The sequence below is a fragment of the Nonomuraea sp. NPDC050663 genome (assembly GCF_044456985.1).
GTDB lineage: Bacteria > Actinomycetota > Actinomycetes > Streptosporangiales > Streptosporangiaceae > Nonomuraea.
This window is the reverse complement of sequence record NZ_JBITGL010000010.1, coordinates 85,619-103,818: the sequence shown is the minus strand read 5'-3', so window position 1 is coordinate 103,818 and position 18,200 is coordinate 85,619. Positions and strand designations below refer to the sequence as shown.

General features: G+C 71.4%; 18 protein-coding genes. 7 read left to right on the top strand and 11 right to left on the bottom strand.

Going from position 1 to position 18,200, the window contains the following annotated elements:
* Positions 1-73 precede the first annotated feature (73 nt).
* Positions 74-1,414, bottom strand: a complete 1,341-nt coding sequence (locus tag ACIBH1_RS29475) for an ATP-binding protein (protein ID WP_397317208.1) — start codon at positions 1,412-1,414, stop codon at positions 74-76.
* A gap of 3 nt (positions 1,415-1,417) precedes the next feature.
* The gene (locus tag ACIBH1_RS29470) at positions 1,418-2,761 is read right to left on the bottom strand and encodes a sensor histidine kinase (protein WP_397317207.1); all 1,344 of its coding nucleotides are present in this window, start codon (positions 2,759-2,761) and stop codon (positions 1,418-1,420) included.
* Positions 2,762-2,908: 147 nt separating this feature from the next.
* On the opposite strand from ACIBH1_RS29470, the gene ACIBH1_RS29465 reads away from it, so the two are divergent.
* The 3 genes from ACIBH1_RS29465 to ACIBH1_RS29455 are packed head-to-tail and all read left to right on the top strand — an operon-like array spanning position 2,909 to position 6,453.
* Complete coding sequence (locus ACIBH1_RS29465; protein ID WP_397317206.1) at positions 2,909-4,054, top strand: acyl-CoA dehydrogenase family protein; 1,146 nt, start codon at positions 2,909-2,911, stop codon at positions 4,052-4,054.
* The gene (locus ACIBH1_RS29460; protein ID WP_397317205.1) at positions 4,051-5,031 is read left to right on the top strand and encodes an acyl-CoA dehydrogenase family protein; all 981 of its coding nucleotides are present in this window, start codon (positions 4,051-4,053) and stop codon (positions 5,029-5,031) included. The genes ACIBH1_RS29465 and ACIBH1_RS29460 overlap by 4 nt, the downstream gene beginning before the upstream one ends.
* Positions 5,032-6,453 carry an AMP-binding protein gene (locus tag ACIBH1_RS29455; RefSeq protein ID WP_397317204.1) on the top strand — a complete coding sequence of 474 codons (1,422 nt, stop codon included), beginning with the start codon at positions 5,032-5,034 and terminating at the stop codon, positions 6,451-6,453.
* Here ACIBH1_RS29455 and ACIBH1_RS29450 read toward each other — a convergent pair.
* Together ACIBH1_RS29450 and ACIBH1_RS29445 are read right to left on the bottom strand one after the other, a co-directional pair.
* A complete protein-coding gene (locus ACIBH1_RS29450) occupies positions 6,428-7,315 on the bottom strand; it encodes a carboxymuconolactone decarboxylase family protein (protein ID WP_397317202.1) in 888 nt (295 codons plus the stop codon). The genes ACIBH1_RS29455 and ACIBH1_RS29450 overlap by 26 nt on opposite strands.
* Complete coding sequence (locus ACIBH1_RS29445) at positions 7,312-8,466, bottom strand: FAD-binding oxidoreductase (RefSeq protein WP_397317201.1); 1,155 nt, start codon at positions 8,464-8,466, stop codon at positions 7,312-7,314. The genes ACIBH1_RS29450 and ACIBH1_RS29445 overlap by 4 nt, the downstream gene beginning before the upstream one ends.
* Before the next feature lie 121 nt (positions 8,467-8,587).
* Between ACIBH1_RS29445 and ACIBH1_RS29440 the strand changes: the two genes are divergently transcribed.
* Entirely contained in the window at positions 8,588-9,691 is a 1,104-nt protein-coding gene (locus tag ACIBH1_RS29440) for a sensor histidine kinase (protein WP_397317200.1), read from the top strand.
* Positions 9,688-10,341: a response regulator gene (locus ACIBH1_RS29435; RefSeq protein WP_397317199.1), complete on the top strand. Its 654-nt coding sequence runs from the start codon at positions 9,688-9,690 to the stop codon at positions 10,339-10,341. Before ACIBH1_RS29440 ends, ACIBH1_RS29435 begins: the two co-directional genes overlap by 4 nt.
* On the opposite strand, the gene ACIBH1_RS29430 is transcribed toward ACIBH1_RS29435, so the two are convergent.
* From ACIBH1_RS29430 to ACIBH1_RS29400, 7 genes are read right to left on the bottom strand one after another with little or no spacing between them, the layout of a single operon-like run.
* Positions 10,325-11,437, bottom strand: coding sequence for a C45 family autoproteolytic acyltransferase/hydolase (locus ACIBH1_RS29430; RefSeq protein WP_397317198.1), 1,113 nt, complete (start codon positions 11,435-11,437; stop codon positions 10,325-10,327). The two genes, ACIBH1_RS29435 and ACIBH1_RS29430, sit on opposite strands and share 17 nt — an antisense overlap.
* A 3-nt stretch (positions 11,438-11,440) precedes the next feature.
* On the bottom strand, positions 11,441-12,412 hold the full coding sequence (locus ACIBH1_RS29425; protein ID WP_397317197.1) for a helix-turn-helix transcriptional regulator: 972 nt from the start codon (positions 12,410-12,412) through the stop codon (positions 11,441-11,443).
* Positions 12,413-12,428: 16 nt separating this feature from the next.
* A complete protein-coding gene (locus tag ACIBH1_RS29420; protein WP_397317196.1) occupies positions 12,429-13,301 on the bottom strand; it encodes an NADP-dependent oxidoreductase in 873 nt (290 codons plus the stop codon).
* The gene (locus tag ACIBH1_RS29415; protein ID WP_397317195.1) at positions 13,302-14,168 is read right to left on the bottom strand and encodes a zinc-binding dehydrogenase; all 867 of its coding nucleotides are present in this window, start codon (positions 14,166-14,168) and stop codon (positions 13,302-13,304) included.
* A 29-nt stretch (positions 14,169-14,197) separates the two neighbouring features.
* Complete coding sequence (locus tag ACIBH1_RS29410; RefSeq protein WP_397317194.1) at positions 14,198-14,539, bottom strand: VOC family protein; 342 nt, start codon at positions 14,537-14,539, stop codon at positions 14,198-14,200.
* On the bottom strand, positions 14,536-15,954 hold the full coding sequence (locus ACIBH1_RS29405; protein WP_397317193.1) for an Nramp family divalent metal transporter: 1,419 nt from the start codon (positions 15,952-15,954) through the stop codon (positions 14,536-14,538). Before ACIBH1_RS29405 ends, ACIBH1_RS29410 begins: the two co-directional genes overlap by 4 nt.
* Before the next feature lie 20 nt (positions 15,955-15,974).
* Positions 15,975-16,697 (bottom strand): GNAT family N-acetyltransferase, encoded by a 723-nt coding sequence (locus tag ACIBH1_RS29400; protein WP_397317192.1) that lies wholly within the window; start codon positions 16,695-16,697, stop codon positions 15,975-15,977.
* Positions 16,698-16,719: 22 nt separating this feature from the next.
* Here ACIBH1_RS29400 and ACIBH1_RS29395 point away from each other — a divergent pair, with 22 nt between their 5' ends.
* Together ACIBH1_RS29395 and ACIBH1_RS29390 are read left to right on the top strand one after the other, a co-directional pair.
* Complete coding sequence (locus ACIBH1_RS29395; RefSeq protein WP_397317191.1) at positions 16,720-17,187, top strand: GNAT family N-acetyltransferase; 468 nt, start codon at positions 16,720-16,722, stop codon at positions 17,185-17,187.
* A 13-nt stretch (positions 17,188-17,200) separates the two neighbouring features.
* Positions 17,201-18,169 (top strand): helix-turn-helix domain-containing protein, encoded by a 969-nt coding sequence (locus ACIBH1_RS29390; RefSeq protein ID WP_397317190.1) that lies wholly within the window; start codon positions 17,201-17,203, stop codon positions 18,167-18,169.
* Positions 18,170-18,200 lie beyond the last annotated feature (31 nt).

The window sequence follows — 18,200 nt, the reverse complement described above, 5'->3', positions numbered from 1 at the left end:
CCCCGTGGGGACTGTCAGAGAGGCAGACGCTCCATGCGGAATGATCTGTTCCGTTATATGTAAAACGGCACGTTCAGGCGAGCGGGAGCCGCAGGACGAAGCGGGCGCCGCGCACCGAGTCCTCGATGGTCAGGGAGCCGCCGTGGGCCGTGGCGACCTCGCGGGCGATGGGCAGGCCGAGGCCGGTGCCTCCGGCGTCGACGTTGCGTGAGGCGTCGAGGCGGGTGAAGCGGCGGAAGACGATCTCGCGCTGGTCGGGGTCGATGCCCGCGCCGTCGTCGACGACCTCCAGGACGGCGCAGCCGTCCTCGGCGCGCACCGACACGTCGATCCGCGACACGGCGTGCCGCTGGGCGTTGTCGACGAGGTTGGTGAGCAGCCGCGCCAGCCGCAGCCGGTCGCCCACGACGATGACGCCGGGCTCCAGTGAGCGCACCAGGGCCTTGCCCGGCGCCCGGCGGTCGAGCTCGATCGCGACGAGCTGGCCCAGATCGAGCCGGTCCTCCTTGCCCGGGGTGCCCGACTCCAGCCGCGCCAGGGCGAGCAGGTCGGTGACCAGGGCCTGCAGCCGCTCGATGCTGGCCATCAGGGCACGGCTGGTCTCCTCCCAGTCGGTGTCGTCCGGGTGCAGCATCGCCTCCTCCACCTGGGCCCGCATGGCCGTGATGGGGCTGCGCAGGTCGTGGGAGGCGTCGGAGGCGAAGCGGCGCTGCTGCTCGACGGTGGCCTCCAGCCGGTCGAGCGTGGCGTTGACGGTCCGCGCGAGGGAGTCGAACTCGTCGCGGTGACGGGAGCGCGGCACCCGGCGGCCCAGGTCGGTGGAGGTGATCTCAGCCAGCTCGTTCTGGATCGCCGACACCGGTGCCAGGGCCCTGCGCAGGCCGCGGGAGGAGACCCAGGCGGTCACCGCGGCCAGTATCAGCGCCCCGCCGACCATGCCGGCGATGTACATCGGATCGATGTACCACGGAACGGAGGGAGCGAAGGCGTAGGACATCCAGTAGCTGTTGGTGACCGTGACACGGAAACCCACCGTGATCAGGCACTCGGGCATCTCGGACACGCACGTCGTGGTGTCCACGCGCCCGTCCTCGTCCGACGGCCGCACGGTGGTGAGCGCCGGCTTGCCGAGCAGTTTCGGGCTCGCCTGCCGTACCTCGTTCTGGTCGTCGAGCACCTGGATGAGGTCGATGTCCTCGACCGGAGCGACGGGCTTGAGCAGGTTGTCCGCCGCGTAGCGCTCGACGGTGAAGGCCACCCTGCGGGAGGTGGCCGCCACCTGCTCGGAGACGTAGTCGGTCAGCAGGAGGTAGACCAGCGGCGTGACCAGGACGGCGATGACCAGGTTGAGCAGGAGGGCGGCGATGCCCGCGGCGGCGGTCAGCCGCGCTCGCACCGTCCATGACCTGAACACCGCTCATGCCTCCCTCAGTGGCAGTCGCAGGACGAAGCGGGCGCCGCGCGCGGAGTCCTCGATGCGCAGGGAGCCGCCGTGGGCCTTGGCGATCTCGCGGGCGATGGGCAGGCCGAGGCCGGTGCCTCCGGCGTCGACGTTGCGCGAGGCGTCGAGGCGGGCGAAGCGGCGGAAGACGATCTCGCGCTGGCCGGGGTCGATGCCCGCGCCGTCGTCGACGACCTCCACGACGGCCTGGCGGCCCTCGGCGCGCACGGAGATCTCGATGAGCGAGGCGGCGTGCCGCTGGGCGTTGTCGACGAGGTTGGTGAGCAGCCTGATCAGCCGCAGCCGGTCGCCGTCGACCACCACCTCGGGCATGAGGTCGAGCTTGACCTCCTTGCCGTGGGGCCGCCTGGACATCTCCTCGGCGGCCAGCGACGCCAGGTCGATGCTCTCGACCTGGCTGGGCGCGCCCGCGTCGAGCTTGGCCAGGGTCAGCAGGTCGGTGACGATGGCCTGCAGCCGGTCGATGCTCGACATCAGGGCGTGGCCGGTCTCCTCCCAGTCGGTGTCGTCGGGGTGCAGCATCGCCTCCTCGACCTGGGTGCGCATGGCGGTGATGGGGCTGCGCAGGTCGTGGGAGGCGTCGGAGGCGAAGCGGCGCTGCTGCTCGACGGCGGCCTCCAGCCGGTCGAGGGTGGAGTTGGCCGTCTGGGCGAGCGCGTGGATCTCGTCGTCGGCCGCGGGGACGGGCACGCGCTGGCCCAGGTCGGTGGCGGTGATGTCGGCGAGCTTGGAGCGGATCGCGTCGACCGGCGCGAGCGTCTTGGCCACGGTGCGGGAGGTGCCGTAGGCGGTCAGGGCGACCATGCCCAGCGAGAGGGCGGTCAGTCCGGCGATCACCCATCCGTGCACGTACCAGGGGATCGCGCCGGAGGCGGTGTAGACGATCCAGTCGCCGTCGTCCTCGTAGACGCGGAACGACGCGATGACCATGCAGTCGCGGTCGAAGACGGTCACGCCGCAGATGATCTCGGTACGGCTCGCGTTGTCGGCGTCGGGCACCACGTCCGTGATCGGCGGCTTGCCGACCAGCGACGCGGAGGCGGACACGATCTGCCCGGTGGCGTTGAGCACCTGAGCGCCGTCGACGTCGGTGTTGAGCTCGGCGGGCAGGGTGCCGCGCTTGATCTGGTGCACGATGCGCAGCGCGGCGCTGATCACCTGGTTGGTGCGGTAGTCGTCGGCGGCGGTGTGCACGCCGTAGAGGACGAGGATGTTCAGGACAAGGCAGATCAACGCCATGACGACGCTGGCGATCAATGTCAGCCTCGCACGCACGGACCCCGCGAACCGTGTGATCACGCTCTCCCCCTGGTAATCAGGTGATCACACTAGGTGGAGTTCACCATAATTAAGGGAGATTCGGTCATAAAAGCGGACAAAACCTTGCCCTATGCGGGGCCCTTTCCGCTGATTAGAGTAAGTGAGCACTGATCTCGAGGAGGCGGAGTGAATCTGGACGAATACCGCCGCACGGCCCGGCAGTGGCTGGAGGACAACACCCCCGCGGCGGAGGGTGTCGAAGGCGCCAAACACTTCATGGCCGGGCTCTACGACGCCGGATATTCCGGCATCACCTGGCCCAGGGAATGGGGCGGCCAGGGACTCGGCCAGGCGGAGGAAAGAGCCTTCGCCGAAGTCGCCAGGGATTTCGCCATGCCGACGCCGATCTTCTCCATCGGCCTGGGCATGTGCGGACCCACCGTGGTCGACAGGGGCGACGACGAACAGCGTGCGCGCTGGATCCGCCCGCTGCTGCGCGGCGAGGAGATCTGGTGCCAGCTGTTCTCCGAGCCGGGAGCGGGCAGCGACGTGGCCAGCCTCCAGACGCGTGCCGTACGCGACGGAGAGGGCTGGATCGTCAACGGCCAGAAGGTGTGGACCACCAACGCGCAGTACGCCGACTGGGGCCTCATCCTCACCCGCACCGACGTCGACGTGCCCAAGCACAAGGGCCTGACCATGTTCGTGGTCGACATGCGGCACCCGGGGGTGACCGTACGGCCGCTGCGTGACATGACGGGACGCGCGCACTTCAACGAGATCTTCTTCGACGACGTGCACATCCCCGACTCCGACCGCATCGGCGAGGTCAACGACGGCTGGTCCGTGGCCGTCACGACGCTCCTGCACGAGCGGCTCTCGATCTCGGCGGGCGTCGGCATGAGCGGCGACAACCCCACCTCCCTGGAGGCCCTGCGCGAGGTCGTCGACACCGAGGACCCCCTGGTCCGCGACCAGCTCGTCGAGCTCTACATCAGGTCCAAGGCGCTGCAGCTGTTCAACCAGCGGCTGGGCCAGGAGACCAGGGCCGGGATCTTCCCCGGCGCCCGCGGCAGCGCCGCCAAGCTCCTGCTCGCCGAGCTGACCGTCTTCCAGGCCGATCTGGCGGTGAACCTGGTCGGCCCGCAGGCGCTGCTGGAGGACGACCGGCTGGCCTTCGCCGTCTCCTGGGCGCCGGGCATGGCGCTCGGCGGCGGCACCAACGAGATCATGCGCGGCATCGTCGGCGACCGGGTGCTCAACCTGCCGCCCGAGCCCCGCGTCGACAAGACCGTGCCGTTCAAGGACCTGAAGGTGGGGACCCAGGCGTGAACCTGTTGCTGACCGCGGAGCAGCAGGAGCTCCGCACCGCCGTCCGCTCCTTCCTGTCCGCCAACGCCAGACCGCGCGACGGCCACGACCCGGCCGTCTACCGCCGGCTCAACGGCGAGCTCGGCCTCGCGGGCCTGCTGGTCCCCGAGGAGTACGGCGGAGCCGGAGCGGGCTACGCCGAGCTGGCCGTGGCCCTGGAGGAGACCGGCGCCGCCCTGCTGCCTGGGCCGTACCTGGCCACCGTCTTCGCCACGATCGCGCTCACCCTCACCCCCGACAAGGAACTGCTCACCCAGATCGCCGAGGGCCGCCCGGTCACCCTCGCCGAGGGGCCGGGGCTGAACGGCACCTACGAGCAGGTCCTCAGCGGCATGGAGGCCGAGGTCCTGGTCACCCGCGTCGGCGACTCGTTCTACGCGGTCGAGCTCGACGGCCCGGGCGTCAGCCGTACGGCCCAGCCCTCGCTCGACGTCACCCGCGGCTACGCCAGGATCGAGCTGAACCAGGCGCCCGGCCGCGAACTGGGTGCGGCCCCGGAGTCGGGCGTCTTCGACCGCATGGCCATCGCCCTGGCCGCCGAGCAGCTGGGCGTCATGCGCGCCTCGCTCGACGCGATCGTGGCCTACGCCAAGATCCGCGCCGCCTTCGGCCGCCTGATCGGCTCCTACCAGGCGGTCAAGCACAAGCTCGCCGACATGCACGGCAAGCTCGAGCAGGCCGAGTCGATCGTGCGATACGCCGCCTGGACGGCCGACAACGAGCCCGCGGAGGTGGCCCGCGCGGGCATGTTCGCCCAGGCCTTCGTCGGGCGGGCCTGTTTCGAGGTGGCCCGCGACCACCTGCTGCTGCACGGCGGCATCGGCTTCACCTGGGAGCACGACGCCCATCTGTACTACAAGCGTGCCAAGGCCGACGAGGTCCTGCTCGGCCCGCCGCGCGCCTACCGCGCCAGACTCGCCCAGCTCCTGGAGCTCTAGATGGATCTTCCGGGTTTCTACGCCATCGCCCAAGCCCATCCCGACCGGCTCGCCATCGCCGAACCTCAGGTGACCTACGGCGAGCTCCTCGCGCTGACCAACCGGGTCAGCCACGGCCTGCGCGCCCGCGGGCTGCAGAACGGCGACGTGGTCGCCGGGGTCCTGCGCAACGGGATCGACCAGGTGGTCATGCTGATGGCCACCGGACAGATCGGCCTGTACTACGTGCCGATCAACTGGCACCTGACCCAGCCCGAGATCGACTACATCGTCGCCGACTGCGACGCCAAGGTGGTCGTCACGACCGGGGTGGCCGACCTGGCGGCCGACCAGCCCACCGGGTCGCCCGCGGACCGGAGCATGGGCGCGGTCATGTGGTACACCTCGGGCACGACCGGCTTCCCCAAGGGCGTGCAGCGCCCGCTGCCCGGGGCGGAGCCCGAGGCCGTCGTCCCGCTCTACCAGTGGTTCCTGGGCGAGGTCTGCGACCTGAAGCAGGGCGACGCGGTGCACCTGGTCACCTCGCCGATGTACCACTCCTCGCCCTGCGCGCACACGATGTTCGCCCTGCACCTCGGGCACACGCTGGTGATCGCGCCGCGCTTCGAGCCGGAGCCGATCCTGGAGCTGATCGAGCGGTTCGAGGTCAACAACGCGATGATGGTGCCGACCATGTTCCACCGCATGCTCCAGCTGCCGGAGGAGGTGCGGCGGCGCCACGACGTCTCCTCGCTGCAGCAGGTCATCCACACCGCGGCGGCCTGCCCCGTGGCGGTCAAGAAGGGGATCATGAACTGGTGGGGTCCGGTGCTCTACGAGTACTACGGCTCCACCGAGTCGACCATCGCCTTCTCGGTCAAGCCGCACGACTGGCTGGCCCACCCCGGCACGGTCGGCAAGCCCGCCCCGACCTTCGAGGTGCGCATCCTCGACGAGAACGGCGACGACCTGCCGCCGGGCGAACCCGGGATGATCTACGTCAAGTCCGGCCTGGGCACCTTCGAGTACCGCAAGGACAAGGCCAAGACCGAGGCCAGCATGCGCGGCGAGTGGTACGCCCCCGGCGACATCGGCTACCTCGACAAGGAGGGCTACCTGTTCCTCTGCGACCGCCGCACCGACCTGATCATCTCGGGCGGGGTCAACATCTACCCCGCCGAGATCGAGGCGGCGCTGCTGGAGCACCCGGCGGTCGCCGACGTGGCCGTGATCGGCGTCCCCGACGAGGAGTGGGGGCACAACGTCGTCGCCCTGGTCCAGCCCCTGTCCGAGGTGAGCGCCGGGGAGCTGCTCGAGCATCTGGAGCCTCGCCTGGCGCGCTTCAAGCATCCGAAGCTGATCGAGTTCCGCGAGGCGCTGCCGCGCACGCCCACCGGCAAGCTGTCGCGCTCCAAGGTCAGAGAGGAGTACCTGCGAGGATGAGCCGCTCGTGGCGGCGCATCGCCGCCACGGCGCCCGAGGCGATCACCCTCACCAGTTCCTCCGGGCCGAGCCCGCACGAGCCGAGGTCGTCGTCGGTGATCCGGTAGGGGGCCAGGGCGACCTTGGCCCGCAACCGGGCGACCGGCTCGTCGGGCCAGCGGTGGGTGAGCGGCGGATGCCCACCGTCCCAGGTGTCCAGGCCCGGCACGCCGGCGTCGCCCGCCAGGCGGCACAGGGCGGCGTAGGCCGTGCCGACCGGGCTGTCCTCCGCCCACGCGGGCGGGTCGGGACGCACGGTGAGCAGCTTGAGGCTGTCGCCGGGCGGCGCGACCCGGCGCACCGTGCTGGCGAAGGTCCGCCCGGCCAGCGACCGTACGGCACGCCAGCGTTGCACGCCGCCGGGCAGCACGTCGGGGGAGTGCAGCGTGGAGACCATGCGGTTGACGAAGTGGAAGGCCAGCGCGGTCCCCATCAGCTCGGGCTCGTCCAGGCCGCGCCCGTCGAGCAGCGCCGCCTGGCGCGGATCGGCCGGGCGCTCGCCGCGCGCGATGGCCTCGGCCAGCCGGTGCTGGCCGGTGGCGTGCAGCAACATCGTGTGGGCGTCGAAGCAGAACGGGCACCGGTTGCGCTCCGAGACGCCGATGGCGACCAGTTCGCGCTCGGTCCTGCTGACCGTTCCGGCCACGAGCGACTCGCGCAGCAGCGCCCAGGCGGCGGCCATCAGGTCGGGGGCGTGCGACAGCGGCATCAGCGGGCGCAGCCGCGTCATGCCCATGTCGCGCGCCTGCTGGCTGTAGATCTCGGCGACGAGCCCGGTCGCGTCACGCGGCTCGACGGGGGTGATGTGCCGGAAGGTCATCATGATCCGATCAGGTGCGAAGGACGGAAGAGGTTGTCGGGATCGTGGCGCTTCTTCAGCTCCACGAGGCGCTCGTAGTCGGCGCGGGTGTAGGCGTCGGCCGTGCGCGAGGTGTCGACCAGGAAGTTCAGGAACGCCCCGCCGGTCCTGCCCGGCAGATCGACCGGCTCGGAGCTGATGACGGAGAAGGGCACGTCGCGGTGTCCGGCGGGCCCCTCGCCGTGCGCCATCGCCCCGCCCCAGCGCCTGACCTCGCCGAAGACGCCCTCCAGCGGCGGCAGCCGGTGGAACAACTCGAAGCCGTGGGCGATGGGCGTCGGGTCGTGCCTGGGCCCGAGCACGTCGCCCGCGTCCTGGAAGCTCATCTCGGCGAAGCCGCCCTGGACGGGCTCGCCCGCCGCCTTCAGCAGCGGGTCCAGCGCCCGCTCGCCGCCCTCGACGGCCAGGACGCGCAGGCCCACCATGCCCGGCATGAGCAGGACGGCCGCGTTGAGCTCGTCGGGCTGCTCCAGCTCCTCGAAGGCGGCCAGCACGTCCTGGGCGCGGTCGGCGGGGTGGAAGCTCATCCCGGCCACCACCCGCTCCGCGGGGAACAGCCGCAGCGTGAGCTCGGTGACCACGCCGAAGTTGCCGCCGCCTCCCTTCAGCGCCCACAGCAGCTCGTCACGGGCCTCGACCAGCTCGCCGTCGGCGGTGACGATCGTGGCTCCCAGCAGGCTGTCGGCCGCCAGGCCGTACTTCCTGGACAGGTAACCCGCGCCGCCGCCCAGGGTGTAACCGCTCACGCCGATCCACGGGGTGCCCGACAGGGGCGCCAGGCCGTACGGCGCGGCGGCCGCGATCACCTCCGACCACGTCGCCCCGGCGCCCACGGTCACCTCGTGCCTGAACGGGTCGACGAACACGTGGTCCAGGTCGCCGGTCCTGAGGAGCAGCGCTCCCGGCACATCGGTCAGCGTGCCGTGGCCGGTGGCCTGCACGGTCAGCGGCATCTCCTTGGTCCTGGCCTCCAGGACGGCGCAGCGCACGTCCTGCGGCGTGAGCGCCTCCGCGACGAGGGCGGGACGCGGGTCCACGGCGCGGTTCCAGGCCCGGCGGGCCTCGTCGTATCCGGCGTCGCCGGGACGGTGGACTCTTCCGGTGAAATCTCTCATGGCCCCAACGATCGTCCGCGGCGGTCCCGCGGTCGTCGTGCCTGGAGAGACACCTGGTGGTGCGCTCGGAGTACTCCCGCCGTACGACGCGCCCGGCGGATCTTTGCCGTAGCTTGACGGCATGAACAGGGTCGATGTCATGGTGGCTCCGGTGGTCGGCGCCCTGATGGTGGGCACGGCTGCGCTCAACGGGGTGGCGGGCCCGGCCGGTTACGGCCTGCTCGTGCTCTCCGCGGCGGCGCTGGCCGCGCACCGGCGTCATCCGCTCCACGTCCTGGCCGTCACCTCGGTGCTGGCCGCGTGCTACGTGCTCGCCGTCGAGCCGGAGATGGCCGCCACCATCCCCGCCCTGATCACGCTGGCCAGCGTCGTGCGCCACGGGCACAGGCGCGCCTCCCAGGTCGCCGCGCTGGGCCTGGTGGCCGCGATGACCGGCGGCTACCTGCTCTCCGACCAGCCGGTGCTCGCCGCCGTCAAGGGCGGCTTCCTGGTCCTGGGCTGGTTCGTCGCCGCCGTCGCCATGGGCATCGCCCTGCAGCAGGCCGACCGGCGGGCGCTCGACGCCGAGCACTCCCGCGAGGAGGCCGCGTTGCGGCGGGCGGGGGAGGAGCGGCTGCGCATCGCGCGCGAGCTGCACGACTCGCTGACCCACACGATCTCGGTGATCAAGGTGCAGGCCGGCGTCGCCGTCCACCTCACCTCCAAGCGCGGAGAGCAGGCCTCACCCGCCCTGCTGGCGATCCAGGAGGCCAGCGGCGAGGCCATGCGCGAGCTGCGCGAGACGCTCGAGGTGCTGCGCGACGACACCGTGGCGCTGGCCCGGCTGCCCGAGCTCATCTCCCGCATGCGGGCCATGGGCCAGGAGGTGGCGCTGACGGTCGAGGGCAACACCCGGGCCCTGCCCGCCTCCGTCGACCAGGCGGCCTTCCGCATCGTGCAGGAGGCGCTGACCAACTGCGTCAGGCACGCCCCGGGCGCCCAGGCCTCGGTGCTGGTCGAGTACGGCAAGGAGGAGGTCGTGGTCGAGGTGAGCGACACCGGAGGGGCGGCCGCGCCGGGCGAGGGCTTCCCGGGCGGCGGCAAGGGACTGACCGGCATGCGCGAGCGCGTCGACGCCCTCGGCGGCCGGCTGGAGGCGGGACCGGCCGGGCGAGGCTTCACCGTCAAGGCGTGGCTGCCCGTCGAGGTCACGGCCGGCCTCACCGGCAAGGCGCTGCCGGCATGATCCGCGTCGTGCTGGCCGACGACCAGGCGCTGATCAGGGCGGGCTTCCGCGCCCTGCTGGAGGCCGAGGAGAGCATCGAGGTCGTGGGGGAGGCCTGCAACGGGGCCGAGGCGGTCGCCCTGGTCACCGAGCACGTGCCCGACGTGGTGCTGCTCGACGTGCAGATGCCGGTGATGGACGGCATCGAGGCGACCAGGCGCATCGCCGCCGACCCGGCCCTGGCCGAGGTGCACGTGGTGATCCTCACCAACTACGGCGTCGACGAGTACGTCTTCAACGCCCTGCGGGCCGGGGCGGCGGGCTTCATGCTGAAGGACACCGACCCGGCCGACCTGCTCCACGCGATCCGGGTGGCCGCCAGGGGCGACGCGCTGCTGTCGCCCGGCATCACCCGCAGGCTGATCGACGAGTTCGTCTCGCGCGGCAGGCCGGTGCAGGGCGACCTGAGCGCGCTCACCTCCCGCGAGCGGGAGGTGGTCGCGCTGGTCGGCCAGGGCCTGTCCAACGAGGAGATCGCCACGGAGCTGGTGGTGAGCCCGTTCACCGCCAAGACCCACGTCAGCAGGGCGATGACCAAGCTGGGCGTGCGCGACCGCGCCCAGCTCGTCGTGATGGCCTACGAGTCGGGACTGGTCACACCCCGGCGGTGAACAGCAGCTCCTCGGTGTAACGCGGCTCCCGCTCGCCGTCGCCGAGGTAGAAGCGCACGGCCATGGTGCGGTCGTGGGTGTCGAACACCGTGTTCCACGTCGTGCGCCACGGGCTGTCCTGCCCGGCCTGCACTTCCCGCAGCGCGGCGCGCAGCGACTCGGGAGACATGGTGACGCCGCGGCTGGCGTCGAAGATGGAGCGCAGGCGCGCGAAGGTGGTCATGGTCAGCTCGCCGTCCTCGGGCAGCGAGCGCGGGTCCGGGTGGTGGCGCAGCGGGTGGTTGGTGACGCACAGGGCCGCGTCGCCCACCTCGAAGGCGCCGCCGTTCTCCCACACGAAGGCCCGCCCGGCGGCGTCGGCCACGATGTAGTGCAGCGGCATGCCGAAGTCGTAGGTCGGCAGCCCCTTCAGCGCCGTCTTGGCCTGCTCGGTGTCCTCGCAGGTGTCGAGCACGTAGCGCAGCAGCTGCACCGAGCTGACGCCGATGCCGGGCGTGCTGTCCGTGGGCGGCTCGGTCTGGGCGTAGTCCTCCATGAGCAGCGCCACGGCCAGGCCCGCCTCGTTGATGCCGTCCATGGCGCCGTCGAGGTCGGACATCGACACCACGGTCGAGGCCAGGCCGTCGTCGGGGACGGTGGTGACGACGTGCGGGCGGCCGGCCATGGGCAGCTCGCCAGGCTGGGGCTCGCCCAGGCCCATCAGCTCGCTGGTGGTCAGGGTGAAGAAGTCGTAGTTGCGGCCGATCCTGCCGTGGCCGTCGGTGCTGGCCGAGGGCGGGACCCACAACGCCGAGCAGCCCATGGCCATGCCGGTCAGCCCGTCGAAGGTCAGCCCGTCGGCGGAGGCTCCGCCGTGCTCCTCCGCCCACAGGGCGCGGGCGCCCTCGATCCTGGCGTGGTGCTGCGGCCAGTGCTCGGCGAACCAGGCCATGCGGGCCCGGTTCAGCTCCGGGTCGACCGGCTGGGGCCGCCATCCGAAGACCTGGGCGGCCTGCGCCGCGAGGAGGCGGCCGATGGCCTGCTGGTCGCCGGTGGCGGTGACGTGGTGGACGATCTGGAAGTCGTTCGCGCTGCCCGCGATCTGCTTGACTGTCATGCCTCACACGGTCGGCTCCGGCGCTGACCGCGCGCTGACCGCTCGCTGGTAGCGCTCGGCCACCAGCCGCAAGTGCTCGATCAGTTCCGGCGAGTCGAGCACCTCGAAGTCGATGCCGAGGAAGCCGATCCACACCGCCATCGCGCCGGGGTCGTCGGCGCCGACGCGCAGCAGGCAGGTCTGCTCGGTCTCCGGCTCCACGTCCAGGCCCATGGGCATGGCGGCCAGCCGTTCCGCGGGGGCGAACACGCGCACGGTCGCGCGGTGACGCCACATCGCGGTGTTGACGCCGCGCTCCACGTGCTCGGCGACGTCGAAGGGCACCTCGCGAGGGGTGAAGCGGCGGCCGTTGGGGGTGCGCGGCGTCATGCGGTCGACCCGGTAGGTGCGCCAGTCCTCGCGTTGCACGTCCCAGCCGACCAGGTACCAGCGGCCGCGCCGGTGCACCAGCTTGTACGGCTCGGCCTCGCGCACGCTGGCCTCGCCGTCGTGGACGGTGTAGTCGAAGCGCAGCCGTTCGTGGTCGCGTGCGGCGTTGGCGATCGTCGTCAGGGTCTCCGGGGGCACGCTCGACGTGGTTCCCGGGATGTGCACGGTATGGGTGTTGAGCGCGTTGACCCGGTGCCTGAGCCGCGACGGCAGCACCTGCTCCAGCTTGGCCAGCGCCCTGACCGAGCTCTCCTCGATGCCGGCCACGCCGCCGCCCGCCGCCCTGCCCAGGCCCACGGCGACCGCCACCGCCTCCTCGTCGTCGAGCAACAGCGGCGGCAGCGCGGCTCCGGCGCCCAGCCGGTAGCCGCCCGCCACGCCCGGCGTGGCGTGCACCGGGTAGCCGAGCGTGCGCAGGCGCTCCACGTCGTTGCGAATCGTCCTGGTCGACACGCCCAGGCGGCCGGCCAGCTCCGGGCCCGACCATTCGCGGTGGGCCTGGAGCAGCGACAGCAGGCGGAGCAGTCGGGCCGAGGTTTCCAGCATGACGACAGTGTGCCCGTTATTGCGGAAGATTTCCTTCCGCGATGGAGATGACGATCTTCCCGCGCAGGTGGCCCTCCTCGCTCAGCCGGTGCGCGTCCGCGGCCCCGTCGAGGGGGAAGACGGCCGCGATGGGCAGCCGCACGACCGGCAGGAGCTCGGCGAAGACCTCCGCCAGCGGCACTCCTTCCGTGCTGCCCGAGGAGAACAGCTCGGGGAAGTCGTGGCTGGCGATCGACACCACGCGGCTCGTGAGCTTCAGCGACTCGGCCAGTTCGCCGCGCCCTGAGGCGTCCAGGATCGCGTCGACTTTGCCCGCCCGGTCCGGCCAGCCGTCGCCGTACTCGATCGACTCGACGCCGAGCGAGCGCAGGTAGTCGTGGTGGCGCGGGCTGGCCGTGCCGACCACCCTCGCTCCCCTCGCCAGCGCCGTCTGCGCGGCGGCGAGCCCGACGCCGCCCGCCACCGCGTGGATGAGCAGGGTCTCGCCGGGCAGGAGTGCCAGGCGGCGCAGCGTGCGGAAGGCCGTCTCGGCCGCCACCGGCAGGGCGGCGGCCTGCTCGAAGCTCAGGTCGTCGGGCTTGGGCAGCAGGTCGGCGGCCTTGGCCAGAGTGTGGGTGGCGACGGCGGTGCCGGGCGCGAGGCCGAAGACGGCCTGCCCGGGGGTGAAGCGCGGGTCGCCGCCCTCCACGATGCCCGACATCTCCAGGCCCGTGCCGCTGGGCAACGGCGAGGGCATGAAGCCACGCCGCAGCTTCCAGTCGATGGCGTTGACCGCGGCGGCCCGCACCCTGACCAGCACCTCGCCTGGTTCTGGCTCGGGGAGCTCGAAGGGACGCAGCTCCAGCACCTCGGCCGGGCCGTACTGGGAGAACTCGATCCTGGCGGCCATTCAGATCACCAGCAGCGTCTTGCCGAGGACCGAGCGGGACTCGATCGCCTCGTGGGCGGCGGCCGCGCGGTGCAGCGGTTCCGTCAGCCCGATCACCGGCCGCAGCCCGCCACGCGCGGCCAGGGCGAGCACGCGCGAGGTCAGCTCGGCGTGCCGCTCGGGGGAGAACTGGACCTGCTCCATGCCCGTGACCCTGTCGCCCTGGACGGGCGCGGGGGAGCCGCTGGCCACGCCGTAGGCGAAGAACCTGCGCCGGGTCCTGGCGAACGCGGCCTCACCGACCGCGCCTCCCACGCCGTCGAAGACCACGTCGACCTCGGGGAGCTCGTCGGCGTAGCCGAGTGCCCGCGCGGCGCCCAGATCCAGCGCCAGCGCGCGCTTGCCGTCGCCGCCCGCGACCGCCACCACGTGGGCGCCGCTCGCGGCGGCGAGCTGCACCAGCAGCGTTCCCAGGCCGCCCGCGGCGGCGGTGATCAGCACCCGGTCACCCTCCGTCAGCGCGGCCGCCTCCACGAGCGCCAGCGCGGCGGGTCCCGCCTGCAGCAACGCGGCGGCCTGCACCGGCTCCAGCGCCTCGGGCACGGGGATCACCACGGCGGCCACGGCCCGATCGGCGTACCCGCCGTCGACCATCGCCACCACCGGCAGGCCCTCGTGCAGCCCCGCGACCCCGGTGCCGGGGATGTACGGCGGGGCCTGGCCGAACCACTCGCGCCCCCACCCGGAACGCAACTGGGCGTCGAGCGACAACACGTCGGCCACGGTCACGTCGATCAGCTTCTGTCCGGGGCCGGGCACCGGCTCCGGCACGTCGGACACGTCAAGGACTTCCGGACCCCCGAAACGGGTCACCTGCACGGCTCTCATGACGACGAGCCTGCAACCTCAACCTCGCTTCAGGTCAAGTCCTTGGCCGTCGGGTGCAGCGGCTGGTAGACGCTGAGCCTGCCGCCGCCCGGCAGGTCGACGGCGGCGACGCGGCCCCAGTCGCGTTCGGCGATCGGCTGGTCCTGGCCGATCGCCTGGAGCGTGGCCTCGATGTCGTCGCACATCAGGGTCAGCTCGTGCGTCTCGCCGCCGTCCATCACCGGGTGGAAGGCGAGCTCGGAGGGCGGCAGCTTGAAGATCAGCCAGCCGCCCCCGGCATCCACATGCTGAAATTTCAGGACATCGCGGACGAAGGCTCGATCGGCGTCCGGGTCCCGGCTGTAGAGGATGACGTGCGCGCCGTTGATCACCCTCCCGACGTTATCTTCTGGACCTGCTGGATGAGGACCAGCACGGTCAAGGTCCCGAAAAAGACCACGGACCACACCAGGGCGCCCAGCCGGTACGACCTGACCCGCAGCTCCTGGGGCAGCGCCTTGCGGTTGAGGATGATCAGCAGGATCGAGTAGACGAACATCATCACCGCGGCGAAGCACGCCGACAGCACCAGCAGGAAGAGCGGCTGGTCGAAGCCGAGCAGCAGGATGACGCTGCCGACGACGGCCATCGACCAGACCAGGATCGTGTAGATCCTGCTCTCCGAGGCGTTGCGCGCGTAGACCGTCTTGATCACGTCGGCCGCCAGGCGCGAGGTGTAGTCGACGATGCCCATCGCCGAGGCGAACAGCGCCAGCGCGCCGATCACCCAGAACAGCACGCCGAACCACGGCGCCACCGTCTGCTGCAGCACCTCGCCCTCGACCTGGAGGAAACCGATGCTGTTCTCCAGCCCCTCCCGCCCGAAGACGGTCGAGTAGGCGAGCATCGACATCAGCGCGATCGTGACGAAGGTGACCAGGGCGAAGGTCGTGCCCTGCTCGATGTTGGCGAAGCGCCACCACTGTCGCCAGCGGCGCAGGTTCTCCGGCGTCGGGGCGAACTGGAAGCCCGTCGAGGGCGCCGCCTCCTCCTGCCCGGTGACCGGGCTGACCAGGCGCGGCACGTACACGCCCATGCCGAAGCCCTTGTCGCGGATCCAGTTGCTCTGGCACAGGTTCTGGCCGCCGCCCGCTCCCGCGTAGGCGATGGCGCCCATCAGCACCGCCAGCTCCAGCGGCGGCACCGGGAAGGTGGCGTCGACCGTCAGGCCCCTGCCCAGGTTGACCCAGGCGTCCGAGGTGATCGCGAAGATCAGCGCCACGACGATCAGCGTCGTCACGAGCGCGATCTTGACGAAGATCACCTTTTCGAGCGCGTTGTAGATGACCGGCGCCAGGGAGAGCGCCAGCGCGATCACCACCAGCATGCCGATGGCGATGTAGCGGGGCGTGCCGCCGGTCAGGTACGTCACCATCGTCGCCGAGGTGGTCACCCACCCCGGCCACAGGTTCGACAGCAGCGTCATCGCCACGAAGACGATGCCCCAGTGTTTCCAGAACCTGCTGAAGCCGGTCAGCGCCGTCTCGCCGGTGGCCAGCGTGTAGCGCTCGATCTCCATGTTCAGGAACCACTGGGTGATGATGCCGATCGCCGCGCCCCAGATGAAGACGAGCCCCACCTGGGAGGCGATGTAGGGCCACAGGATGAACTCGCCCGAGGCCAGGCCGACGCCCGCGCCGACCAGTCCGGGACCGATGATCCGCCACGTGTTCGCGGGGGGCTCTGGAAGGTCGCGTACCGTCACCGGGGGGAGCCGTTTGGCCGGGACGGTGGGGGTGAACTCCATCCGGCCCCGCTACCCGTTCATCACCGCTTCACCACGTATTGCCCGCTTCCGGTGAAACCACACACCTCGGCCCCCGCCGCCATGAGCCCGCCGAGCACCTCGCGCATGGCCAGCCGCCAGTCCCGCGCCTGATCGGGCTCCGCCGTCCGCAGCTTCTCGATGTCGTCGGGCGTGGCCACGAGCACGAGCGGCGCGTCCGTGTCATGCACCCGTCCCTCGCCGTCCAGCGCCTCGACCGCCTCGCCGTGCGGCACGCCCTCCGGCTCCCGGTCGAGCCGCCACACCGCCAGCAGCCGGTCGCTCGGGTCCCCGGCGTTCACCGCGTCGGCCATCTCCCCGTAGAAGTCCTCCAGGTACTCCTCCGGCCTGGCGCCGAGCTTCACCAGGTTGAAGTAGGCGTTACGCCGTACCAGCGGGTCGAACGTCCAGCGGATCGCGGTGATCCCCCGTTCCAGGCACCACTGCCGCTGGTGCCGCTTGATCAGCGTCCCGATGCCCATGCCCGGCCTGGCGCCGGTGACGTGGGAGTGCAGCGCGTTGCCGTCGGCCAGGAATCCCACCGACGCGCCGACCATCTCGCCGTCAGGGGAGTAGGCCCCTGCCAGGTAGCCGCCCGCGTGGGCGAAGGCCACCATCAGCTCCACCGGCATGGGAGGGTTGCCGGGCTCGGGGTGCCAGATGTCGTCGAACAGCCGGTAGGCCCGCTGGAAGTCGTCCACAGTGCGCAGTTCCGCGATTCTCACCAGCAATGTCTACCCTGGGCGCATGATTCGCCGCGCGACACCCGACGACGTCCCCGAGATCATGTCCATGATCAGGGAGCTGGCCGACTACGAGAAGGCGCTGCACGAGGTGCGCGTCACCGAGGAGCAGCTGCGTGAGGCGCTCTTCGGCGACCACCCCGCGGCCTTCTCGCACGTCGCCGAGCACGACGGCCGGGTCGCGGGCTACTCGATCTGGTTCCTCAGCTTCTCCACCTGGCGGGGCGTGCACGGCATCTACCTCGAGGACCTCTACGTGCGGCCGGGCCACCGCGGTTCCGGGTACGGCAAGGCGCTGCTGGTGGAGCTGGCCCGCACCTGCGTGGAGCGCGGCTACCAGCGCCTGGAGTGGTCGGTGCTGAAGTGGAACGAGCCGACCATCCGCTTCTACGAGTCGCTGGGCGCCGAGCCGCAGGACGAATGGGAGCGTTACCGCCTGACCGACGAACCGCTGGCGAAGCTGGCGAGCTGACTAGAGTGAGGCCGTGGCCGTCCTGATCCGCACCGGCGATGTGCCGGCCTCCCGCCGCCTGGAGCAGTGGCGCAGCGTCGTGTGCGACACGCTCGGCCCGCTCGACATGCGCATCGAGGGCGACGTCCCGCTGGAGGGCCAGATCGACGCCGGACAGCTCGGGCCCGTCGGGGTGGGCAAGGTGTGGACCTCGACCCCGCACAGCGTGCACCGCACCCACGGCCTGATCAGGGGCGGGGGCTCGGAGCTCTACCGGGTCGTGCTCGTCATGTCGGGGGAGATGGTCGTCACCCAGGACGAGCGCGAGGCCCGGCTGCGCCAGGGGCAGTTCGCGATCTACGACTTCGCCCGGCCCTACGACCTGGCCTACACCTCGGCGGTGCACCTGGCGGTCTTCAGCCTGCCGCGCGAGATGATGCACATCGACTCGATCGCCAGGCTGACGGCCGTGCCGATCTCGACCGACGACGGCGCGGGAGCGCTGGCCGCGCCCCTGCTGCGCCGGGTCGCGACGGACGTGGAGTCCTACCAGCCGGCCAGCGCGGCCCGGCTGTCGACGGTGGTGACCGACCTCATCGGCACCGCCGTCGCCGAGCGGGCCGACCTGCTGCCCGCGCTGCCGGAGGAGACGCAGGCGCGCATGTTACGCCTGCGCATCCACGCCTTCATCGACGAGCACCTGGGCGACCCGGCGCTCGACCCCGGCCTGGTGGCCGCCGCCCACCACCTGTCGCTGCGCCACCTGCACCGGCTGTTCGCCGCCGAGAACACCTCCGTCGCGGCGTGGATCCGCCACCGGCGCCTCGAACGTTCCCGCAGGGACCTGGCCGACCCGGACCTGCACGCCACCTCCGTCAGCACGATCGGCGCGCGCTGGGGCCTGCCCGACTCCGCCCACTTCAGCCGCCTGTTCCGCCAGGCGTACGGCATGCCGCCCTCGGAGTACCGGCGCTCCCGGTTCATGGCACGGATCGTCAAGTGAGCGGCACGGGGATGCAAGCCCCTTAGGGTCC